The 21,235-nt window shown below is 75.7% G+C and carries 14 protein-coding genes; 9 read left to right on the plus strand and 5 right to left on the minus strand.

Annotation, left to right across the window (positions count from 1 at the left end):
* Nucleotides 1–34: 34 nt before the first annotated feature.
* The 6 genes from ABD158_RS09870 (at nucleotide 35) to ABD158_RS09895 (ending at nucleotide 11,846) form a co-directional block, all read left to right on the plus strand.
* A complete protein-coding gene (locus ABD158_RS09870) occupies nucleotides 35–1,426 on the plus strand; it encodes an HNH endonuclease signature motif containing protein (RefSeq protein ID WP_344006606.1) in 1,392 nt (463 codons plus the stop codon).
* Between the two features lie 1,217 nt (nucleotides 1,427–2,643).
* A complete protein-coding gene (locus tag ABD158_RS09875) occupies nucleotides 2,644–3,759 on the plus strand; it encodes a PKD domain-containing protein (RefSeq protein WP_344006608.1) in 1,116 nt (371 codons plus the stop codon).
* 120 nt (nucleotides 3,760–3,879) lie between these two features.
* Nucleotides 3,880–9,123 (plus strand): peroxidase family protein, encoded by a 5,244-nt coding sequence (locus ABD158_RS09880; RefSeq protein WP_344006610.1) that lies wholly within the window; start codon nucleotides 3,880–3,882, stop codon nucleotides 9,121–9,123.
* A gap of 119 nt (nucleotides 9,124–9,242) precedes the next feature.
* Nucleotides 9,243–9,533 (plus strand): hypothetical protein, encoded by a 291-nt coding sequence (locus ABD158_RS09885; RefSeq protein ID WP_344006612.1) that lies wholly within the window; start codon nucleotides 9,243–9,245, stop codon nucleotides 9,531–9,533.
* A 109-nt stretch (nucleotides 9,534–9,642) separates the two neighbouring features.
* Nucleotides 9,643–10,857, plus strand: coding sequence for a cupin domain-containing protein (locus ABD158_RS09890; protein ID WP_344006614.1), 1,215 nt, complete (start codon nucleotides 9,643–9,645; stop codon nucleotides 10,855–10,857).
* Entirely contained in the window at nucleotides 10,854–11,846 is a 993-nt protein-coding gene (locus ABD158_RS09895; RefSeq protein ID WP_344006616.1) for a ferredoxin family protein, read from the plus strand. Before ABD158_RS09890 ends, ABD158_RS09895 begins: the two co-directional genes overlap by 4 nt.
* Here ABD158_RS09895 and ABD158_RS09900 read toward each other — a convergent pair.
* Genes ABD158_RS09900 through edd form a run of 5 tightly spaced genes read right to left on the minus strand, consistent with a single transcriptional unit; the run spans nucleotide 11,818 to nucleotide 17,802 of the window.
* Nucleotides 11,818–12,648, minus strand: a complete 831-nt coding sequence (locus ABD158_RS09900) for a class I SAM-dependent methyltransferase (RefSeq protein WP_344006618.1) — start codon at nucleotides 12,646–12,648, stop codon at nucleotides 11,818–11,820. The genes ABD158_RS09895 and ABD158_RS09900 overlap by 29 nt on opposite strands.
* Before the next feature lie 22 nt (nucleotides 12,649–12,670).
* Nucleotides 12,671–13,285, minus strand: a complete 615-nt coding sequence (locus ABD158_RS09905) for an HAD family hydrolase (RefSeq protein WP_344006620.1) — start codon at nucleotides 13,283–13,285, stop codon at nucleotides 12,671–12,673.
* An 11-nt stretch (nucleotides 13,286–13,296) separates the two neighbouring features.
* Entirely contained in the window at nucleotides 13,297–15,258 is a 1,962-nt protein-coding gene (malQ, locus tag ABD158_RS09910) for a 4-alpha-glucanotransferase (protein WP_344006623.1), read from the minus strand.
* Nucleotides 15,255–15,863 (minus strand): bifunctional 4-hydroxy-2-oxoglutarate aldolase/2-dehydro-3-deoxy-phosphogluconate aldolase, encoded by a 609-nt coding sequence (gene eda / locus ABD158_RS09915; protein WP_344007021.1) that lies wholly within the window; start codon nucleotides 15,861–15,863, stop codon nucleotides 15,255–15,257. The genes malQ and eda overlap by 4 nt, the downstream gene beginning before the upstream one ends.
* A 55-nt stretch (nucleotides 15,864–15,918) precedes the next feature.
* Complete coding sequence (gene edd / locus ABD158_RS09920; RefSeq protein ID WP_344006624.1) at nucleotides 15,919–17,802, minus strand: phosphogluconate dehydratase; 1,884 nt, start codon at nucleotides 17,800–17,802, stop codon at nucleotides 15,919–15,921.
* Between the two features lie 113 nt (nucleotides 17,803–17,915).
* On the opposite strand from edd, the gene ABD158_RS09925 reads away from it, so the two are divergent.
* Genes ABD158_RS09925 through ABD158_RS09935 form a run of 3 tightly spaced genes read left to right on the plus strand, consistent with a single transcriptional unit; the run spans nucleotide 17,916 to nucleotide 21,192 of the window.
* The gene (locus ABD158_RS09925) at nucleotides 17,916–19,091 is read left to right on the plus strand and encodes an ROK family transcriptional regulator (RefSeq protein WP_344006626.1); all 1,176 of its coding nucleotides are present in this window, start codon (nucleotides 17,916–17,918) and stop codon (nucleotides 19,089–19,091) included.
* Nucleotides 19,092–19,101: 10 nt separating this feature from the next.
* Nucleotides 19,102–20,142: an aldose epimerase family protein gene (locus ABD158_RS09930; RefSeq protein WP_344006628.1), complete on the plus strand. Its 1,041-nt coding sequence runs from the start codon at nucleotides 19,102–19,104 to the stop codon at nucleotides 20,140–20,142.
* A gap of 57 nt (nucleotides 20,143–20,199) precedes the next feature.
* Entirely contained in the window at nucleotides 20,200–21,192 is a 993-nt protein-coding gene (locus tag ABD158_RS09935; RefSeq protein ID WP_344006630.1) for an aldo/keto reductase, read from the plus strand.
* The last annotated feature ends 43 nt before the right edge of the window (nucleotides 21,193–21,235 follow it).

Raw genomic sequence — 21,235 nt, forward strand, 5'->3', positions numbered from 1 at the left:
GCTCGGTGTGGGTGGTCGCGTCTAGGTTCGACTCGTGGTCAGCAGTGCGGCAGCCGAGGCGAGGTGGAGCGGGGGCTCGCACCCGCTGATCGGTGGCGTGCAGACCATGATCGCGACCCTGGACGAGATGACCACCGCCCTCGCGGCGGGGTCGGACCCCTCCTGGCTGTCTGCCGCTGAGCAGGGTTACTACCTGGCCTCGCTGCAGCAGATTACCGACCGGGTGACCACGATGAAGCAGGCCGCGCTCGCCGCCCTCGACGCAGCCCACCAGGCCGGAGACCCCGACGGGCCCGCCGCGTCCACGGGCGCCCGCTCGACCGCGGACTGGCTCGCGCACCGCACCTGCGCCAACCCCCGCCGCCTGGCCGCCGAAGCCAAGCTCGGCGCCCGCACCGCCACCCGGATCTACCTGACCGCGGCGATGCTCGACGGGCTCGTGTCCCCCGAGCACGCCCGCGTCATCATCGAGTGCCTCGATGCCCTGCCCACCGACCTCCTGGCCCGCGACGACATGAGCGCCGAAGAGCTCGTGGAGGCGGTCGAGCTGCAGCTGATCGAGTACAGCCGCGAGTTCACCCCCGCCGAGGTCGCCCGTCTGGCGAAGCACGTGCTGGAGGTCGTCGACCCCGAGCGTGCCGAGCAGATCGAGGCCGAACGCCTCGCGCGCGCCGAGCGTGAGGCGTGGCGCCGCACGAAGCTCACCACCCGCGGCATCGGCGAGGGGTTCATCCGCGTCACCGCCGACATCCCCGCCCTGCACGCGAGCATCCTCGACACCGTCCTGGACACCCTCACCCACCCCACGGTGAGCCCGACGAGCCCGGCGAGCCAGACCACACCCGACAGCAACAACCTCGAGAGCGAGGCGTCTGAGAGTGCGGCTCCGGATGACGGGCAGTACCTGTCCGGTGCGCAGCGGCGGGGTCAGGCGTTCTGCACGCTGCTGGAGAACCTCGACACCACCACCCTGCCCCAGCGCCACGGCACCGCCGTGGCGGTCACCGTGGTCGTCGACGAGGACCGGCTGCGCCGCGAGGTCGACCAGCACGGTCTCGCGACCACGACCACCGGCGTCGAGGTCTCCCTCGAGCAGGCGCGGCGGTTGATGTGTGGGGCCGGGGTCTGGCCCGCGGTCATGGGTGGTGCGTCGGTGGTCCTCGACGCTGGCCGCACGCGGCGGTTCTTCGACGGCAGGCTCCGCGCCGCCCTCGAGATCGCCCACCCCACCTGCCAAGCCACCGGCTGCACCATCCCCGCCGCCTGGTGCGACGGCCACCACCGCACCCCCTGGGCCGCCGGAGGCACCACCACGGTCGCCGACGGGGCACTGCTGTGCCCCCACCACCACCGACGCGTCCACGACACCCGCTACGACACCCACTGGACCCCCACCGGCGAAGCGACCTTCCACCGACGCCAATAAGCCCCCCTTCAGGAAGAACATCCACCTCACCGGGTCTCGTGGCTCCTCGCCAGGGCTCGCAGCACCTCGACCTCCGGTGGACTCGAGCACCTCGACCACCGGCGAGGCGAACTTTCACCGACGCCACACCAGAAGGACCGTGGGCGTCACCGGGTCTGGTGGCTCCTCGCCAGGGCTCGGAGCACCTCGACCGCCGGCGGGTCGGCCCGCTCCTTGAGCTCCTACGGGGCGCTGTGCCCCCACCACCACCGACGTGTCCACGACACCCGCTACGACACCCACTGGACCGCCCCTGGTGAGGCGACCTTCCACCGACGCCAAGAGGCCCCCGCACCAGGAAGACCATGAACCTCACCGGGTCTCGTGGCTCACCCGCTCGTACCTCGCCGGCTCACACCTCGACCACCGGTGAGGGAACCTTTCGCCGCAGCCACACCAGGAAGACCGTGGAGGTCACCGGGTCTCGTGGCTCCTCGCCAGGGCTCGGAGCACCTCGACCACCGGTGGGTCGGCCCGCGCCGCGAGCTCCGATGGGGCCCTGCTGTGTCCCACCACCGACGCGTCCACGACACCCGCTACGACACCCGCTGGACTGCCTCTGGTGAGGCGACCTTCCACCGACGCCAAGAGGCCCCCGCACCAGGAAGACCATGAACCTCACCGGGTCTCGTGGCTCACCCGCTCGTACCTCGCCGGCTCACACCTCGACCACCGGTGGGGCGGCCTTGCGCCGCAGCCACACCAGGAAGACCGTGGAAGTCACCGGGTCTCGTGACTCCTCGCCAGGGCTCGGAGCACCTCGACCACCGGTGGGTCGGCCCGCGCCGCGAGCTCCGATGGGGCCCTGCTGTGTCCCACCACCGACGTGTCCACGACACCCGCTACGACACCCACTGGGCCGCCTCCGACGAGGCGTCCTTGCACCGACGCCGACAAGCCCCCGAACCTGGGAGGTCGTGAGCGTCTCCGGGTCTCGTGGCTCCTCGCCGCTGGCTCTCACCTCGACCGGGCCGGGGGTCCGGCGGGCGGGCGACGGCACACGGCGGTCCGCACAACGTTTCCACAAGGCGCACGTCTGAGGGTGGGGCCCGGCCCGACGGTCGGTGCCCGGTCGCAGCCCGGCGAGGAAGCAGGTGCCCTTCATGACACTCCATCGAGGCGGAGGCCGCGGACTCCGCGTGGCCGCAGCGCTCCTCGTGACGACCGCGGCTGCTGCCGTGGCCCCGCCGGCTGCCGTCGCCCTGCCGACCGCCTCGTTCTCCCACGCGCCGCTCGCGCCGGTGGTCGGGGAGGAGGTCACCTTCACCTTCACCGGTGCCTGCGACGAGCCGCCGTGCCGTGTGCAGTGGCGGTGGTTCCGGGACGGCGGGAGCTCGGTCGGCACGTCGATGGGCGAGGGCGAGCAGATCGGGTACGCCTTCCCCCAGCCCGGGGACCACCGCGTGACGGTCCGCGTCGTCAACGCCGGCTCGACGCACGGCAGCGCCAGCGCCACCCAGGTCGTGTCCGTCGGTGCCGACCCGTCCCCGCCACCCCCGCCACCCCCGCCGCCCCCGCCACCCCCGCCACCCCCGCCGCCCCCGCCGTGGGTCCAGGTCGAGGACGACGACCGTGCGGTGGCGCTCGACGGGTGGCGAGGCGTGGTGTCGCCCGACTCGTCGGGCGGCGGCCACCACCGTGGTCACGGCCGGGCGACCCTGCTGTTCACGGGCCGGCGGGTCGTCTACTCCGCGGTCACCGGCCCGGACCTGGGCGTCGCCGAGGTCTCGGTCGACCGGGCGCGACCCAGACGGCTCGACCTCTACTCGCCGACGACGGCCAGGCGGTCCTGGGTCATCGTCGTCCCGCGCGGGCCGCACCGGCTGACGCTGCGCTCGACGGGGCGGCGCTCGGACGCCTCGACCGGCCGTGCCGTCACCGTCGACGGGTTCGTGGTCGGTGACGTCGGAGCGGCGGCGCACGTCGACGACCGGAGCCCGCGCGTGACCTACGGCCACTGGGCGGGTCGGCGGTCCGCGACGGCCTCGGGAGGCACGGTCCGGTCGGCCTCGGCCCCGGGCGCGGCCCTGAGCGTCGAGCTCACCGGCACCGGCTTCGCCTGGGTCACCGCGACCGGGCCGGACCAGGGGCGGGCGCGCGTCGTCGTCGACGGGACCACGCTGGCCACGGTCGACAACCACGCCGCGACCTCCGCGGCACAGCGGGTCCGAAGGTTCACCGGGCTCGCCGAGGGCCGCCACCGCGTGACGATCGTGGCTCTCGGGGGCCCCCGCGGCTCGTCCGAGGTCGTCGTCGACGCGGTCGAGGTGCCCGGCAGGGCCACCGGTTCCTGACCGCCGTCGGCCGTCGCGCGGCCCGCCACAGGTTTTTCGCAACGCCGCGTGCGCAGCGTTGCGCCCGCTCCTCCTTCTCCTCCTCCCTCACGCTCGGGCGACGACCAGATGGGTTGTGCCATGGACCGTTCGACCTCGACGCCGACGACGGCGTCCGTCCCCACCCGTCGGCGATGGGGCCGGCTCGTCGCAGCGGCGCTCGCCGCCACGATCGGGCTCCCCGGAGCCGTCGGCTCCCCACCGGCCGCGCAGGCGGCGGTGGTGGGCGCGGGGTTCACCGTGACCGCCGGTGACCTCGCGTTCATCCTCAAGCAGATCAAGATCGCCGAGCGCCACGCGGCGACGCGCACGGCCGCCGACCCGTGCGGGACCCTCGTGGGACCGGCGGCGAACCAGGTCCCCGACCGGCTGACCTCCTACGGCCTGCGGACCGTCGACGGCACCTGCAACAACCTGTTCCCCGGCCGGGAGGGCGTCGCCGCGGCCGGCCGCACGTTCCCCCGCCTGTCGCGTCCGCGGTTCGCGGACGCCGAGGCGGCCCCGCCGGGCTTCCCCGCCCAGGCGTCCAGCTCCTACGCGCAGAAGTCCGGCGAGGTGTACGACTCGCAGCCGCGACTGGCGAGCAACCTGATCGTCGACCAGACCTCGACCAACCCCGCCGCGGTCGCGGCGGCCGCGTTCCCCGTGCGGACGCAGGGCAACCCCGGCCTGCACCCCTGCACCACCGACCCGGACCCGCTGGCGAGCCCCCCGGTGGAGGGCGTCCCCGCGGGGTGCGTCCCGTCCCACCAGACGCTGTTCATCCCGAACGTGACGACCGACGTGGGTCTCTCGCCGCCGTACAACTCGCTGTTCACCTTCTTCGGCCAGTTCTTCGACCACGGGGTCGACCAGACCGTCAAGGGCGGGGGCACCGTCTTCGTGCCCCTGCGCGCCGACGACCCGCTGCGCACGCTGGGTCCCGACGGCCGGCCCGGCACCGGTGACGAGGTGCCCGCCTCACGCGCCTTCATGGTGCTGACCCGCGCGGCGAACCAGCCCGGCCCGGACGGCGCGCTCGGCACGGCGGACGACGTGCAGGAGGCGACCAACACGAACTCGCCCTGGATCGACCAGAGCCAGACCTACACCTCGCACCCCGCACACCAGGCCTTCCTCCGGGAGTACGAGCTCGTCGCCGGCCGGCCGGCCGCGACGGGACGGCTGCTCGGCGGCCTCGAGGCGGGTGCGACCTACCCCGGCTCGCCCGACGGGCGCTCGGGGCTCGCCACGTGGGCCTCGACCAAGCGCCAGGCCGCCGAGGTGCTCGGCCTGCGGCTCTCCGACGCCGACGCGCTGGACGTGCCGATGATCGCCACCGACCCGTACGGGAACGTCGTGCCCGGTCCGGCCCGTGGTCTGCCGCAGTACGTGATGGGCGACGGCAGCCTGGTCGAGGGCGACCTGGCGAACCCGGTGCCCGTCCCCGCCGGGGTCCGGCACTTCCACGTGCCGTTCCTCACCGACATCGCGCACCACGCGGACCCCTCGCCGCGCGACACCGACCGCAACCCGGCGACCCCGCCGGTGGCACCGACGCCTGACGCCGACGACGTCCCCGCGACCGACCCTGCCGCGCAGCCCGCCGGCACCTACGACGACGAGATGCTCGACGCCCACTTCGTCGCCGGTGACGGTCGCGCCAACGAGAACATCGCGCTCAGCGCCGTGCACCAGATCTTCCACTCCGAGCACGACCGGCTCGTCGCCGACATCGAGGCGACCCTGGCGACGCCCGGGAACGAGGCCCTCGACAGCGCCTACCGGGCGGTGGACACGACGGCGAGCGACCCCACCCGTCGTACCTTCACCTACGGCGAACGGCTCTTCCAGGCGGCTCGGTTCGTCAACGAGATGGAGTACCAGCACATCGTCTTCGAGGACTTCGGGCGCAAGGTGCAGCCGGCCATCCGGCCCTTCCGGGTCTACTCCCCGGACCTCGACCCGGCGGTCCAGGCGGAGTTCGCCCACGCGGTCTACCGCTTCGGCCACTCCATGCTCGACGACACCGTGGCGCGCACCAACGCCGACGGCAGCGACAACTCCCTGTCCCTGGTCGACGCGTTCCTCGACCCGGTCGCCTACCAGGACGGCGGCTCGGCCGGCCCGCAGTCGCCCGAGGCGGCCGCGGGGAGCCTGCTGATGGGTGCGTCCGACCAGGTCGGCAACGAGCTCGACGAGTTCGTGACCGAGGCCCTGCGCAACAACCTGCTGGGCCTCCCGCTGGACCTCGCCGCCCTCAACATCACCCGCGCCCGGGAGACCGGCGTCCCGTCGCTGAACGCCTTCCGTCGACAGCTCCACGCCGAGACGAACGACGGGCAGCTCGCGCCGTACACCAGCTGGTCCGACTTCGGCCAGCACCTGAAGCACCCCGAGTCCCTCATCAACTTCGTCGCCGCCTACGGCCGCCACCCGTCGATCACCGGCGCGACCACCGTGGCCGCGAAGCGTGAGGCGGCGAAGGCGATCGTCGACCCGACCTCCGGCACCCCGACCGACCCCGCGCAGATCCCCGCGGACGCGGCGGAGTTCATGTTCGGCACCGGCCCGTGGGCGGACGCGGGCGGTCTGACGACGACCGGGCTCGAGGACGTCGACCTGTGGGTCGGCGGGCTCGCCGAGGCGACCAACGTCTTCGGCGGCCTGCTCGGCAGCACGTTCGACCACGTCTTCACCACGCAGATGGAGTCCCTGCAGGACGGGGACCGCTTCTACTACCTGGCCCGCACCCCGGGCATGAACCTGCGGACGCAGCTCGAGAGCAACTCGTTCGCGGAGCTCGTCATGCGCAACACCGTGGGCACGGACAGCCTCAAGGCGGACGCGTTCGCGACGGCCGACTGCCGGTTCGACCTGCAGGCGCTGGCCGGCACCCCGGCCGGCTTCGCGGCCTCGGGGGCGACCGTCGCCGACGACCCCGCGAGCGAGTGCGACGAGCAGGCGCTGCTCCTGCGCCGGCCCGACGGGACGCTGCAGTACCGCGCCACCAACACGGTCGACCCGCCCGGCATCAACGGCCAGTCGGTCTACCAGGGCTCGACCGGACCGGACCGCGTGCACGGCGGCAACGACAACGACACCTTCTGGGGTGGCGAGAGCCGCGACGTGATCGAGGGCGGGGGCGGCGACGACGTCGCCCTCGGCGGGCTCGGGAACGACACGGTGACCGACACCGGCGGTGCCGACGTCCTCAAGGGCGGCCCGGGCAACGACGCCGTCGACGGCGGCATCGACAACGACATCCTGATGGGCGGCGACGGCAGCGACCTCACCAACGGCGGGGCCGGGGACAACGAGGCCTTCAGCGGCCCCGGCAACGACTTCGCCATCGGCGGCCAGGGGGCCGACGCGGTCCTCGGCGACGGCGGCGACGACTGGATCCAGGGCGGGTCGGGCCAGGACCTGCTGATCGGCGACCACGCGGCGCCGTTCTTCGACGACCCCGCCGAGGACGCGCCGGGCAACGACGTGTTCGTCGGCCAGGTCGGCGAGAACGACTACGACGCGGAGGGCGGCGACGACGTCATGACCCAGCACGCGGCGATCGACCGCCAGGCCGGGGCGGGCGGGTTCGACTGGGCGATCCACCAGTACGACACGGTGGGTGCCGACGACGACATGGCCATCAACAACTTCGTCGACGGCGCACCGGTCCAGGTGGTGGTCAACCGTGACCGGTGGCAGGAGGTCGAGGGCGTGTCCGGATCGGCCTTCGACGACGTCATCCGCGGCACCGACGACGTCCCGAAGGAGGTCGCCGGCGGCGGCTTCGCCGGCTGCAACGCCCTCGACGCCCGCGGGGTCGGCCGCATCGCCGGCCTGGGAGCCCTGCTGCCGCCGCTGACGGGTGACCTGGCGCCGGTGGTCGCGGCGTCGGCGAGCGGATCGTGCCCCCTCACCGGGCCCATCTGGGGCGACGGCGAGGTCCTGCTCGGCGGGCCGGGCAGCGACACCCTGGAGGGCCGCGGCGCCGACGACGTGCTCGACGGCGACCGGATGCTGAGGGTGCGCATCAGCGTGCGGACCGACCCCGCCGACCCGGCGACCGAGATCGGGTCCACGGACCTCCTCGAGAAGCCGGCCACGACCGGCACCTTCGGGCCCGGCACCGCCGGCGAGACGCTGCAGAAGGCCGTCTTCGACGGCGACGTCGACCCGGGCCACCTGGTCGTGGTCCGGGAGGTCGTCGCGGCCCCGCCCACCGACGCGAGTGCCCTCGACACCGCCGTGTTCACCGGGCCCCGGGCCTCCTACACCGTGTCGGTGGCCGCGGGCGTGGTGACGGTGACCGACACCACGGGTGCCGACGGCACCGACACCCTGCGGGGCGTCGAGCGCCTGCGGTTCAGCGACCAGACCCTCGACGTGGCCACGCCGCCGTCGGCGCCGGTGGTCGGGACCGCCGTCGCGGGACCGCTCTCGGCGACGGTCGCCTTCCGTGCCGGCACCGCCACGGCGGGGTCGCCGGTCACGGAGTTCCGGGTCCAGGTGCTGCAGGGCGGCACGGTGGTCCGCACGGTCGCCGGGGTCCCGGCGAACGCCACGTCGGCCCAGGTCACGGGGCTGACGGCGGGCACGTCGTACACGTTCCGCGTCGTGGCGGTGAACCTGGCGGGGACCAGCGCGCCGTCGGCCGCCTCCAACGCCGTGGTGCCGACGGGCGCCGCCCCGGTGGTGACGGCGACGTCACCGGCGGCCGGGGCGACCGGCGTCCAGCTCGGCGCCAACGCCACGGCCACCTTCGACGTGCCGGTGCTCGGGGCCGACGCCGCCAACGTCACCCTGCGCGCCACGGCGAGCGGGGCGAGCGTCGCGGCGGCGGTCACCTACAACGCCACCACGCGGGTCGTCACCCTCGACCCGACGACGAACCTCGCGCCGTCGACGTCGTACACCCTGACGCTGTCGGGGGCCGGGGCGGCCGGGATCAGGAGCACGACGGGGACGCCCCTCGTCACGCGCACCGTCGCCTTCACCACCCAGGCGGCGCCCGACGTGACGGCCCCGACGGTCTCTGCCTCGACCCCGGGCACCAACGCGCTGCTGGTCTCACGGACGGCCAACCAGGTCGTCACCTTCAGCGAGGCCGTGCTGGGAGCGTCCGGCACGACGGTCGTGCTGCGGGACTCGGCGGGGGCGGTGGTGCCGTCCGTCGTGACGACCAACGCCGCCGGCACGCAGGTGACGGTGAACCCGAACGGCTCGCTGCGGGCCCTGGCGTCGTACCGGTTGACCCTGACCGGTGGTCCCGCCGCGATCCGTGACCGGGCCGGCAACCCGTTGGTGACGCGGACCATCGCGTTCTCCACCGGCCTCCTCTGACCGGGGTCCGGGACGGGCCGCGCGCGCCCGTCCCGGACCTCGGGCGGAGGGGCCCCCGTGTCGCCGCCGCGGGTCTACGCTCCGAGCGAGCGGGTACTGCGCTGGTGGCGCGGTCACCCGTGCCGCTCCAGACACTCGAACGAAGGGGATTCATCGTGCTCGACGACGACGACATGACCACCTCGCAGGACGGCGGCTCGGAGGGTCCCGCGGACGGCGGCGCCTCCGGCACCCCGGGCGTGCAGGACGGCGGTGCCGACGGCGGCGCCGAGGGTCCTGCGGACGGCGGCGCCTCCGGCACCCCGGGCGTGCAGGACGGCGGTGCCGACGGCGGCGCCGAGGGTCCTGCGGACGGCGGCGCCTCCGGCACCCCGGGCGTGCAGGACGGCGGAGCCGACGGCGGCGCCTGAGTCGTACGACGGGTCCGGGGTGCTGCGTGCAGCGCCCCGGGCCCGTCTCGTTCCCGCAGCCCGAGACCCCGAGACCCCGAGACACCGAGACCTCCTGGAGCCCTGACCCGTGGACCCGCTGCAGCGCCTGACCGGCCTGGACGAGGCGACCTTCGCCGAGCGGCACTGGGGCACCGCCCCGCTGCTGACCCGCGGCGCCGACCTGCCGGGTGACGGCTTCACCGACCTGATGGACCTCGCGGCGGTCGACGAGATCACCTCCCGCCGCGGGCTGCGCACACCGTTCCTGAGGATGGCCCGCGACGGGTCCGTGCGCCCCACGACGAGCTTCACCCGCCCCGGCGGCGCCGGGGCCGAGATCGCCGACCAGGCCGCCGACGACAAGGTGCTCGCCGAGCTCGCCGCCGGCTCGACCCTCGTGCTGCAGGGCCTGCACCGGCTGTGGCCGCCGGTCATCGACTTCGCCGGCGCGCTCGCCCGGCAGCTGGGCCACCCGGCGCAGGTCAACGCCTACCTGACGCCGTCGCAGAACACCGGGTTCGACCCGCACTACGACGTCCACGACGTGTTCGTGCTCCAGTTCGCCGGCCGCAAGCGTTGGCGCATCCACGCCCCCGTCCTCGAGGCGCCGCTGCGCGACCAGCCCTGGCAGGACCGCCGCGCCGCCGTCGCGGCGGCCGCCGAGGCGGAGCCGCTGATCGACACCGTCCTCGAGCCCGGCGACGTGCTCTACCTGCCGCGCGGTTACCTGCACTCCGCCACCGCGCTCGGTGCGGTCTCGGGTCACCTGACGATCGGCGTGCAGCCCGTCACGCGGGCCTTCCTCGCCGAGCAGACGCTGCGGCGGCTCTCCGACGACCTCGAGCTGCGGCGGTCCCTGCCGACCGGCGACCTCACCGACCCGACCGTGCTCGCCGGCGAGCTCAAGGCCACCCGCGAGGCCCTCCACGCCGCCGTCGACCGCCTCGACGACGCCGAGGTCGCCCGGGCCCTCGAGCGCCACCTGGGCGCCGCGACCCGGCCCGCGCCGCTGTCCCCGCTGGCGCAGCTCGACGCCGCCGACCGGGTCGCCGACGACGACGTCGTCCGGCTCCGCCCGGGCCTGCGCGCCGTCCTGGAGCCGCAGGACGACGGGCTGCGGCTGCGGCTGCCCGACAAGGCGCTCACCCTGCCCGCCGCGGTCCGCGGGGCGGTCGAGGCCGTCCTGGCCGGCGACACCGTCCGGGTCGCCGACCTGCCCGGTCTCGACGAGCCCGCCGACGCCCGCACCCTCGTCCGTCGTCTCCTGCTCGAGGGGGTCGTCGTGCCGGCGGGGGCCCGGTGAGCGGACCCGTCGCCGGCCGTCCCGGGGACCGTGGTCGCAGCCTGCCGCAGCCGCGGGAGTCCGCGGACCGCTGCGCGCTCCAGGCGCAGCTGCGCGGGGACCCGATGCTCGGCACCGCCCCGCCGGCGCGGCGGCTGCTGCTGGTCGAGCAGTCCGGCCCCTGGGGGCCGCGCGGGCTCGTCGACAGCCGCGCCGACCCGGAGGTCGCGACCCGCATCGACGTCGCTGCCGCGGCCGGCGGCGCCCGGATGCAGGTGATCCGTCGCCCGGGCCGGCACGCCGACCACGCCTCCGACGGCCACCGCGTCTGCCTCGCCGACGTCGAGTCCGGCGTCACCTCGTGGTGGCACGCCGCGACCCTCGCCGAGCTCGCCGACACCCTCGAGGCCTCCGTGCAGGAGGGGCCCGACGGCGCCCGGACGCTGCGGGCGCCCTCCGACGCGCGCGCCGACCCAGCGCCGATCTACCTGGTCTGCACCCACGGCAAGCACGACGCCTGCTGCGCGCTGCGCGGGCGACCGGTCGTGCGCGAGCTCGCCGCCGTCCGGCCGGGTCGGGTGTGGGAGACCACCCACGTCGGCGGGGACCGCTTCGCCGCCAACGTCCTCGTCCTGCCCTACGGCGAGCTGTACGGGCGGGTGCTGCCGTTCGCCGCGGGCGAGTTCGCGGCCCGGGTCGACGAGGGCCTGGTCGTCCCCGAGCTGATGCGGGGTCGTCTCGGGCTCGCCCCGGTGGCCCAGGCCGCGCTGGTGCACGCCCACGGCCGGCTCGCCGAGCCGCACCGCGACGCGCTGTCGGTGCGCGGCCTGGAGCGGGTCGACGCGGACACCACCCGGGTGCGGCTGCGCACCCCGCACGGGACCGCCGTCGTGACCATGGCGGCGTCCACGACCGAGCCCGAGCAGCTGACCTGCCGCGGCGCCTCGCCCGCCCGGGCGCGGGTCTACCGGGGCACGTCGATCACGTGGGAGTCGGCTTCCGCGCCGTGAGGGTGTAGCTCAGCGGCAGCGACTCGCCGCCGTGCGGCAGCGACCACTCGCCCCGCTCGTCGGCGACCGCCTGGGGCAGCGCCTGCCACGGCACGCTGCGGTGCTCGGTCAGCCCGGTGACCTCGAGCCCGGCGCCGAGCAGGGCGGTGACGATCTCGCCGATGCCGTGGTTCCACTCCGCCGAGACCGTGTGGGTGAACGAGGCGTCGGTCTCGACGTAGGTGCCCGGCTCGTCCCAGACCAGCGGCTCGGCGCGCTCGAAGTAGGGGTGCGCGAGCACCAGCGCACCGTCCGTGCGGGTGTCGTCGAGCGCCCACAGCACCGGGTGGCCCTCCCGCAGGTGCAGCCGGCCGCCGGGCCGCAGCAGCGACGCGACCACCCGCGCCCACCGCTCGACGCTCGGCAGCCAGCACAGCGCCCCGACGCCGGTGTAGACCAGGTCGAAGCCGCCCTCGCCCAGGACCGTCGCCGCGTCGTGCACGTCGGCGAGGACGAAGTCGACCGGCGCGCCCGCCCGCTCCGCCACCCGACGGGCCTCCGCGACCGAGGCGGACGAGAAGTCCAGCCCGGTCATCGCGGCACCCAGCCGCGACAGCGACACCGTGTCGGTGCCGATGTGGCACTGCAGGTGGACGCCGCGCAGCCCGGTCACGTCCCCCAGGAGCGGGAGGTCGAAGCGCACCACCTCCGAGAGGTACGACGGGTCCGCCGCGAACCGGTCCACCGCGTAGTCCGGCGACGCGGCGTGCGCGGGCGCCCGCTCGTCCCACAGGGCCAGGTTCACCTCGAGGCGCTCGTCCATGGGGACATCCTTCCCGGGAGCCTCACCCGTGGGCGCCCCGGGCGAGGAACGCGCGCAGCGGCCCGACGCCGCGGAACAGGTGTGCCGCCATGCCGAGGGCAGCCGCGGCGGCGACGTTCTCCGCGGTGTCGTCGACGACGCAGCAGGCGGACGGCTCGACCTCGAGCACGTCACAGGCCGCACGCCAGAAGCCGGGGTCGGGCTTGGCCACGCCCAGCTCGGCCGAGGAGAGCACGCCGTCGACCTCGCGGTCGAGCCCCAGCGCCGCGAGGTCGGCGCGGAGCCGGGTGGTGGCGTTGGTCGCCAGGTGCACCGGCCGACGGTGCCGCTCGTCGCGGACGACGGCGAGGACGTCCGCGTCGAGCCGGCCCGGGGAGCGCGACCACCGCGCGATCGCCGCCCGCGCCCGCGGCCCGTGGTCGGCGGCGTACCGGTCGGCGACCTCGGCCCGCCACCGCTCGTCGCTGATCCACCCGGTCACGGACTCGTCGAGCAGGTCGGCGCCGCCCCGTACCGTCGCCAGCAGCGAGCCCGCCGGCAGGCCGTGCGCGGCCTCGGCGTCGGCCGCGTCCTCCGCCGGCCGGCGCCGCAGCACCCCGTCGAGGTCGAGCAGCAGCGGCCCCCGGGCGCCGGTCACGGTGGCGGTCCTCAGCCGCGCACGGCGGCGTCCACGAGCCGCAGCAGCCGCTCGGCCGGCTCGTGGCCGGGCAGGTCCTCGACGGGCACGGGCAGCGGCAGGGACCAGTTGGGCCGCTGCTCGGCGGTGGTGCCCGGCACGTTGGGACGCCGCTCGTCGAGGACCGCGTCCTCGAGCGCCACGGAGACCAGCAGCGACGGGGCCCGCCCGAGCTGGGTGTAGGCCGCGTGCACGGCCTCGGTGACGCCGGCCGACGCGGGCACCCCGTCACGGGTCACCCGCTCCAGCAGCTCGGCCTGCGAGGCCCGCACCGCGGCGGCGGTCGCGGTCCCCGTGGCCTCGGCCTGGTCGGCGGCGTCGCTGCCGGACCAGAGCCCGGCCACGGTGGGCAGGTCGTGGGTGGTGACCGTGGCCATCGCCGAGACCGGCCAGTCGGCGGGGTCGTCGTCCTCGAAGTAGAGGACCTTGTAGGACAGGATGCCGCGCTCCGCGAGCGCCTCCCGCACGCCGGGCTCGACCGTCCCGAGGTCCTCGCCGACCACGACCGCGCCGGCGCGGTGCGACTCCAGCGCGACGATGTCGAGCATATCGCGCCAGGGGTAGCGCACGTACACGCCCTGCTGCGGGTGCCGCCCCTCCGGCACCCACCACAGCCGGAACAACCCCATCACGTGGTCGATGCGCAGGCCGCCCGCGCCGGCGATGGTCCCGCGCAGCGACTCCACGAACGGCTCGTAGTCGGCCATCCGCAGCCTCCACGGCACCAGCGGCGGGGAGCCCCAGTCCTGGCCGTCGGCGTTGAGGGCGTCCGGGGGCGCGCCGACGCTCGCGCCGAGCGCGAGCACGTCCTGCCAGGCCCAGCCGTCGGCGCCGGAGGCCGAGACGCCGATCGGGAGGTCCTGCACGACGGTGGTGTCGCCGCCGGCCGTGGCCAGCTGCCCGGCGAGCAGCCACTGGGTCCAGGCGTGGAAGGTGACCTCGTCGGCATGCTCGGCGGCCCACTCCGCGACGGCGGGGGAGTCGGGTCGGCGCAGCGGCTCGGGCCAGGTGCGCCAGTCGCCGCCGTGCTCGCCGACGAGGCCGCACCAGGTGGACCAGTCCGCCAGCGGGGCCCCCCGCTCGGCGCGCCAGGCCCGGAACCCCTCGTCGGTGCCGTCCCCGTCGTCGCCGTCGGCCACCACGGTGTGCGCGAAGACGGAGCGCAGCACGTGCTGCGAGCGCGCCCAGGCGGCGTCGCGGTCGACGAGGTCGTCGAGGGCGTGCACCCCGGCCCCGTCACCGTCGGGCCCGTCACCGTCGGGCCCGTCACCGTCGGGCCCGTCACCGTCGGGCCCGTCACCGGCGGGCTCGTCGCGGTCGGCGTCGTAGCCGGCGACGTCCTCGACCCGCAGGTAGAGCGGGTGGCGGAAGCGACGGGTGGCCGGCAGGTACGGCGAGGACTCCTGCGGCAGCCCGGGGGTCGCGGCGTGCAGGGGGTTGACCAGCAGGAACCCGGCGCCCAGGCCGACCGCCCACTCCCGCAGCACCCGGAGGTCGGCGAGGTCGCCCGTGCCGCCGTGGGCGGCCGAGGCGCGGGAGCGGGCGCCGTACAGCTGGACGGCGAGGCCCCACCGCGGCTCGTCGGGCAGGAAGCAGACGCCGGGGGAGACGACCAGGCGCCGCTCGCGGCCCTCGGTGGTCCCGCGCGCACCGACGACACGGTGGTAGCCGAGCGGGAAGTCGTCGGGCACGGCGTCGCCCAGGTCCCGGACGACGCCGTCCTCGCAGCGCACCGAGCACGGGCCGAGCGGGTTCGGCGCCCCGGGACGCAGCACCAGGGGTGCGACGGACTCGAGGTCCGCCGGCGGGCGGCCCACGGCCTCGCGGATCGGCGCGGCGCGCTCGTCGGTCAGGGCCTGCGGCTCGTCGTCGGCGTCCAGCCACTCCAGCTGGAGGCCCCACTCGTCGGTCGCGGAGCTGGGGGTCGTCGTCACGCGCCCAGTCTGGCCGCCTGCGCCGCCAGCTGCTCGACGCGGTCCCAGTCGCCGGCGGCGACGGCGTCCTTCGGGGTGATCCACGACCCGCCGACGCAGCCGACGTTGGGCAGGGCGAGGTACGTCGGGGCGCTCGCGGCCGTGATCCCGCCGGTCGGGCAGAAGCGCGCCGCCGGGACCGGGGAGGCGACCGAGGAGAGCCAGGGCGCCCCGCCCGCGGCCTCGGCGGGGAAGAACTTCATCTCGGTGACGCCCGCCTCGAGGACCGCCAGCACCTCCGAGACCGTCGCCGTGCCCGGCAGGAAGGGGACGCCCGTCGCCGTCATCGCCGCGAGCAGGCCCGGGGTGGCGCCCGGGGAGACCAGGAACCGGGCCCCCGCGTCGACGGCGGCCTCGGCCTGGGCCGGGGTGGTCACCGTCCCGGCGCCCAGGAGGATCCCGGGCACCTCGGCGGCGATGGCGCGCATCGCGTCCAGCGCGACCGGCGTGCGCAGGGTCAGCTCGATCGCGGGCAGGCCGCCGGCGACGAGCGCGCGCGCCAGGGGCACGGCGTCCGCGACGCGGTCGACGACGACCACGGGCATGACCGGGACGACGTCCAGCAGTGACGCGGGTGACGACCCGGGGGACGACTCGGGGGACGACCGGGTGGCCGGGTCCTCACGCGGGCTCGACAACGCCGGCCTCCCGTCGGGCCCGGGGGAGGGCGGTCTCGGCGAGGGCGCCGGGGAAGACGCTCGCCCCGCGGTCGGCGGGACCGACGGTCGCGCGGAACGCGGCGAACAGCTCGCGGCCGGTGCCGGCGAACTCCTCGCCCTCGGGGGCTCCTCCGGTGGGCTCGCGGCGCTGCAGCCCGGCGACGTCGGCGACCTCCAGGACGCCGCGCTCGGCGTCGAGGGTGACCAGGTCGCCGTCGGCGATCCGCGACAGCGGGCCCCCCAGCGCGGCCTCGGGGGTGAGGTGGATGGCGGCCGGGACCTTGCCGGACGCGCCGGACATGCGCCCGTCGGTCACCACGGCGACCCGCTGGCCGCGGTCCTGGAGGACGCCCAGGGCCGGGGTGAGCTTGTGCAGCTCGGGCATGCCGTTGGCGGCCGGGCCCTGGTAGCGCACGACGGCGACGAAGTCGCGGTCGGCCAGCTCGCCGGCCTCGAACGCGGCCAGCAGCTCGGACTGGTCGTCGAAGACGATCGCCGGCGCCGAGACGCGGCGGTGCTCCGGGGCGACGGCGGAGGTCTTGATGACGCCGGTGCCCAGCGGGCCGGTCAGCACCTTCAGGCCGCCGTCGGGGCTGAACGGCGCGTCGGCGGGGCGCAGCACGTCGAGGTCGCCGGAGGTCTTCGGCCCCTCCTCCCAGGTGAGGCCGCCGTCGCCGGCGAGGCGCGGCTCGGTCGTGTAGTGGCGCAGGCCGTGGCCCGCGACGGTCCGCACGTCCTCGTGGAGCATCCCCGCGCGGAGCAGGGTGTGCACCAGGAACGCGATGCCGCCCGCGGCGTGGAAGTGGTTCACGTCGGCCGAGCCGTTGGGGTAGACCCGGGCCAGGAGCGGCACGGCGCCCGAGAGGTCGGAGAGGTCGTCCCAGGTGAGCTCGATGCCCGCGGCGCGCGCGATCGCCACGAGGTGCAGCGTGTGGTTGGTCGACCCGCCGCTGGCGAGCAGCGCCACGCAGGCGTTGACGATCGCCTTCTCGTCGACGATCTCGCCGATCGGGGTCGGCTCGCCGCCCTGGCGGGTGATCGCCACCGCGCGGGCCGCGGCGGCGTCGGTGAGGGCCCGGCGCATCGGCGTGCCGGGGTTGACGAAGCTCGAGCCCGGCAGGTGCAGCCCGAGGACCTCCATCAGCAGCTGGTTGGAGTTCGCGGTGCCGTAGAAGGTGCAGGTCCCCGCCGAGTGGTACGACGCGGACTCGGCCGCGAGCAGCTCGTCGCGGGTCGCCTTGCCCTCGGCGTGGGCCTGGCGCACGGCGGCCTTCTCGGCGTTGGGCAGGCCCGAGGTCATCGGCCCGGCCGGCACGAGGACGGTGGGCAGGTGGCCGAAGGACAGGGCGCCGATCAGCAGGCCGGGCACGATCTTGTCGCAGACGCCGAGCATCAGCGCGCCGTCGAACATGTCGTGCGAGAGCGCGATCGCCGTCGACATGGCGATGACGTCGCGGCTGTAGAGCGACAGCTGCATGCCGGCGCGGCCCTGGGTGATCCCGTCGCACATCGCGGGCACGCCCCCCGCGACCTGCGCCAGGCCGCCGGCCCGGGCGGCCGCGCGCTTGAGTTGGGGCGGGTAGTCCGCGAACGGCTGGTGCGCCGAGAGCATGTCGTTGTAGCTGGTGACGATCGCGAGGTTGGGCTTGACCCGGCCGCGCAGCGCCGACTTGGCGGTCGCGGACTCGGCGGCGAAGCCGTGGGCGAGGTTGGCGCAGCCGAGGTCGGTGCGGGCCGGGCCACCCCCGGCCTGGGCGCGGATCCGCCGGAGGTACGCCGCCCGGGAGGCGCTGCTGCGCTCCACGAGGCGGTCCGTCACGGCGGCGACGACGGGGTGAAGGGTCACGCGCCCACGCTAGGGACCGGATTCGACCGTTGCAAGCACGACTTCTGTTTTCTCACGTTAAAACTAGGTGACCTTGCGGGTGCCGGTCGGTGTCGGCCTCTAGGGTCACAGACGTGAACGAGACGGCGGGAGAGATCCTCGAGCTGGTGCGCACCGGCCGCGCCGCGACCCGCTCGGACCTGCGCCGCGTCACCGGGATGTCCCGCACCGCCGTGGTCACCCGCGTCGACGCCCTGCTGCGGGCGGGCCTGCTGGTGCCCGGGCGCGAGGAGGCCTCCGCGGGTGGGCGCCCGCCCGGCACCCTGGTGTTCCACGCCGCCGCCGGCGCGGTCCTCGCCGTCGCCGTCGGCCGCTCCCGCACGCAGCTGGCGGTGCTCGACCTGGCGGGCACCGAGCTGGCCTGCTCGGAGGCCGAGCACGAGGTGGGCGCGGGCCCGGACGCGGTGATGCCGCGCGTGGTCGCCGGGCTGCGCGACCTGCTCGCCGAGGTCGGGGCGGGGGACCCACCCGGCGCCCGCGCGGTCTACGGCGTCGGCCTGAGCCTGCCGGGCAGCATCGACCCGGTCCGCGGGGTCAGCGTCGACTCGCCGGTCGTGGCCGGCTGGGACGGCGTCGACCTCGCGCCCCGCCTCGCCGAGGTGACCTCGGCGCCGCTGTGGGTGGGCAACGACGCCGACGTGCTGGCGCTCTCGGAGCTGCTCGGCCACGCCCGCGACCACACCGACCTGCTGGTGCTCAAGGCCTCGACCGGGCTCGGGCTGGGCATCGTGGCCGGCGGCGAGGTGCAGCGCGGGCACCTCGGCGGCGCGGGGGAGATCGGCCACACCCTGGTCGAGCCCGTCGACGGCCTCCCGTGCCGGTGCGGCGCCCGGGGGTGCCTCGAGACCGTGGCCGGCGGCTGGGCGCTGGTCGCCGAGCGCGCCGCGCGCGGGCGCGGCGTCGACCACGTCCGCGAGCTCGTCGCCCTCGCGGTCGCCGGCGAGGCCGAGGCCCGCGGCATGCTGCGCGACTCCGGCCGGCGCCTCGGCGAGGTCCTCGCCGTCGCCGTCAACCTGCTCAACCCCTCGGCGGTCGTCGTCGGCGGCGACATGGCCGGCGCCTACGACACCTACGTCGCCGGGCTGCGCGAGAGCGTCTACGCCCGCGCCACCGCGCTCGCCACCCGCGACCTGCGCTTCCTGCCCGCCACGCACGGCGACCGGGCGGGCGTGGTCGGCTGCGGGGCCATGGCCCTCGACGGGGCCCTCGCCCCCGCCGCCGTCGACCGCCGCCTCGAGGACGCCCGCTAGCGTGACGGGCGTGGAGCGCGCGGTGGTGGGAGCGACACCGGACGGCGAGCCGGTCGAGCGGGTCGTGCTGGGCGAGGCCCCCGGCCCGGTCGTGCACCTGCTGAGCCTCGGCGCCTGCGTCGACCGGTTCGTCGTCACCGGCGGCGACGGTGTGAGGCGCGACGTCGTGCTCGGCCACGACACCCTGGCCGACCGCCTCGCGGGCACCGGCTTCCACGGCGCCGTCGTCGGTCGCTACGCCAACCGCATCGCCCACGGAGACCTGCCGCTGCCGGGCGGCGCGGTCCGGCTGCCGACCAACGACCGCGGCCACCACCTCCACGGCGGCCCCGACGGCTACCACCTGCGGGCCTGGCGCCTCGCGGCGGCGGACGACGAGCGGGTCCGCCTCGAGCTCGACAGCCCCGACGGCGACCAGGGCTACCCCGGTGCGCTGCAGGTGGTCGCGACGTACCGCCTCGAGGGCGACACCCTGCGCCTCGACCTGGAGGCCACCACCGACCGCACGACCGTGGTCAACCTGTCGCACCACGCCTACTGGAACCTCAGCGGCGTCGGGTCCGGCACGGTCGACGACCACACCCTCGAGGTGCCCGCCGACCGCTGGGCGCCGGTCGACCCGACGGGCATCCCGCTCGGGGCGCTCGCCGACGTCGCGGGCACCCCGTTCGACCTGCGCACCGCACGCCGTCTGGGCGACGTGGTGCGCGACCCCCACCCGCAGGTGGTCGCCGGGCCCGGCCTCGACCACGACCTCGTGCTCGGCGAGCACGACGGGACCCTGCGGACCGTCGCGGTCCTGACGAGCCCCGCCACCCGCACCCGCCTCACGCTGCGCAGCGACCGTCCCGGCCTGCAGGTCTACACGGGCAACATGCTCGACGGCACCGAGACGGGTCGGGGCGGCGTGCCCCACCGCCAGGGCGACGGCGTCGCGCTCGAGCCGCAGCTGCACCCCGACTCCCCGCACCACCCGGACTGGCCCTCCGCCACGCTCGCCGCGGGGGAGACCTCCCGCGCCACCGTGTCCTGGACCGTCGGCCCCTCCTGACCGCCTGACCCCGCCCGACCCACCCCGACCCCGCTGGACCCGAGGAGACACGTACCGATGGAGAAGCGCACCCTGGGCCGGACCGGCCGCGACGTGACCGTGGTCGGGCTCGGCACCTGGCAGCTCGGCGCCGACTGGGGCGAGGTGAGCGAGGCCGACGCCCGCGAGGTCCTCGAGGCCTCGCTGGAGGCCGGCGTCACCTTCTACGACACCGCCGACGTCTACGGCGACGGCCGCAGCGAGCGCGTCGTGGGCCGCTTCGTCGCCGACCACCCCGACGCCGGCCTCGTCGTCGCGACCAAGATGGGCCGTCGCGCCGAGCAGGTGCCGGAGAGCTACACCGCCGCGGCCTTCCGCGAGTGGACGGACCGGTCGCGCCGCAACCTCGGCGTCGAGGTGCTCGACCTCGTCCAGCTGCACTGCCCGCCGTCGGCCACCCTCGCCGACGACGCGACGTACGACGCCCTGGACGCGCTGGTCGCCGACGGCGCGATCGCGGCGTACGGCGTGAGCGTGGAGACCGTCGACCAGGCGCTCACCGCGATCGCCCGCCCCGGCGTCGCGAGCGTGCAGATCATCCTCAACGCGTTCCGCCTCAAGCCGCTCGAGCAGGTGCTGCCCGCGGCCGCCGAGGCCGGTGTCGGGATCGTCGCCCGGGTGCCGCTGGCCTCGGGCCTGCTCTCGGGCCGGTACGACGCCGCCACCACCTTCGCCGACGACGACCACCGCACCTTCAACCGCGACGGGTCCGCCTTCGACGTGGGGGAGACCTTCTCCGGGGTGCCCTTCGAGCTCGGCGTCGGCGCCGCGCAGGACTTCTCGCGACTCGCGGGCGACCTGCCCGGCGACGTCACGCCCGCGCAGGCGGCGATCGCCTGGTGCGTCGCGCAGCCGGGCTGCACCACGGTCATCCCGGGCGCCCGGTCGGCCGACCAGGCGCGTGCCAACGCGGCGGCCGGGCGCCTCGGGACCCTGCCGGAGGAGTTCCTCGACGGCGTGCGGCGCCTGTACGACGAGCGGCTGCGCCCGGTGGTCCACGACCGCTGGTGAGGTCCGGACGCACGAGCGCCGGCGCCCGGTCGTGCGCGCGGTC

It is taken from the genome of Nocardioides lentus, from assembly GCF_039529515.1.
Classification (GTDB): domain Bacteria; phylum Actinomycetota; class Actinomycetes; order Propionibacteriales; family Nocardioidaceae; genus Nocardioides; species Nocardioides lentus.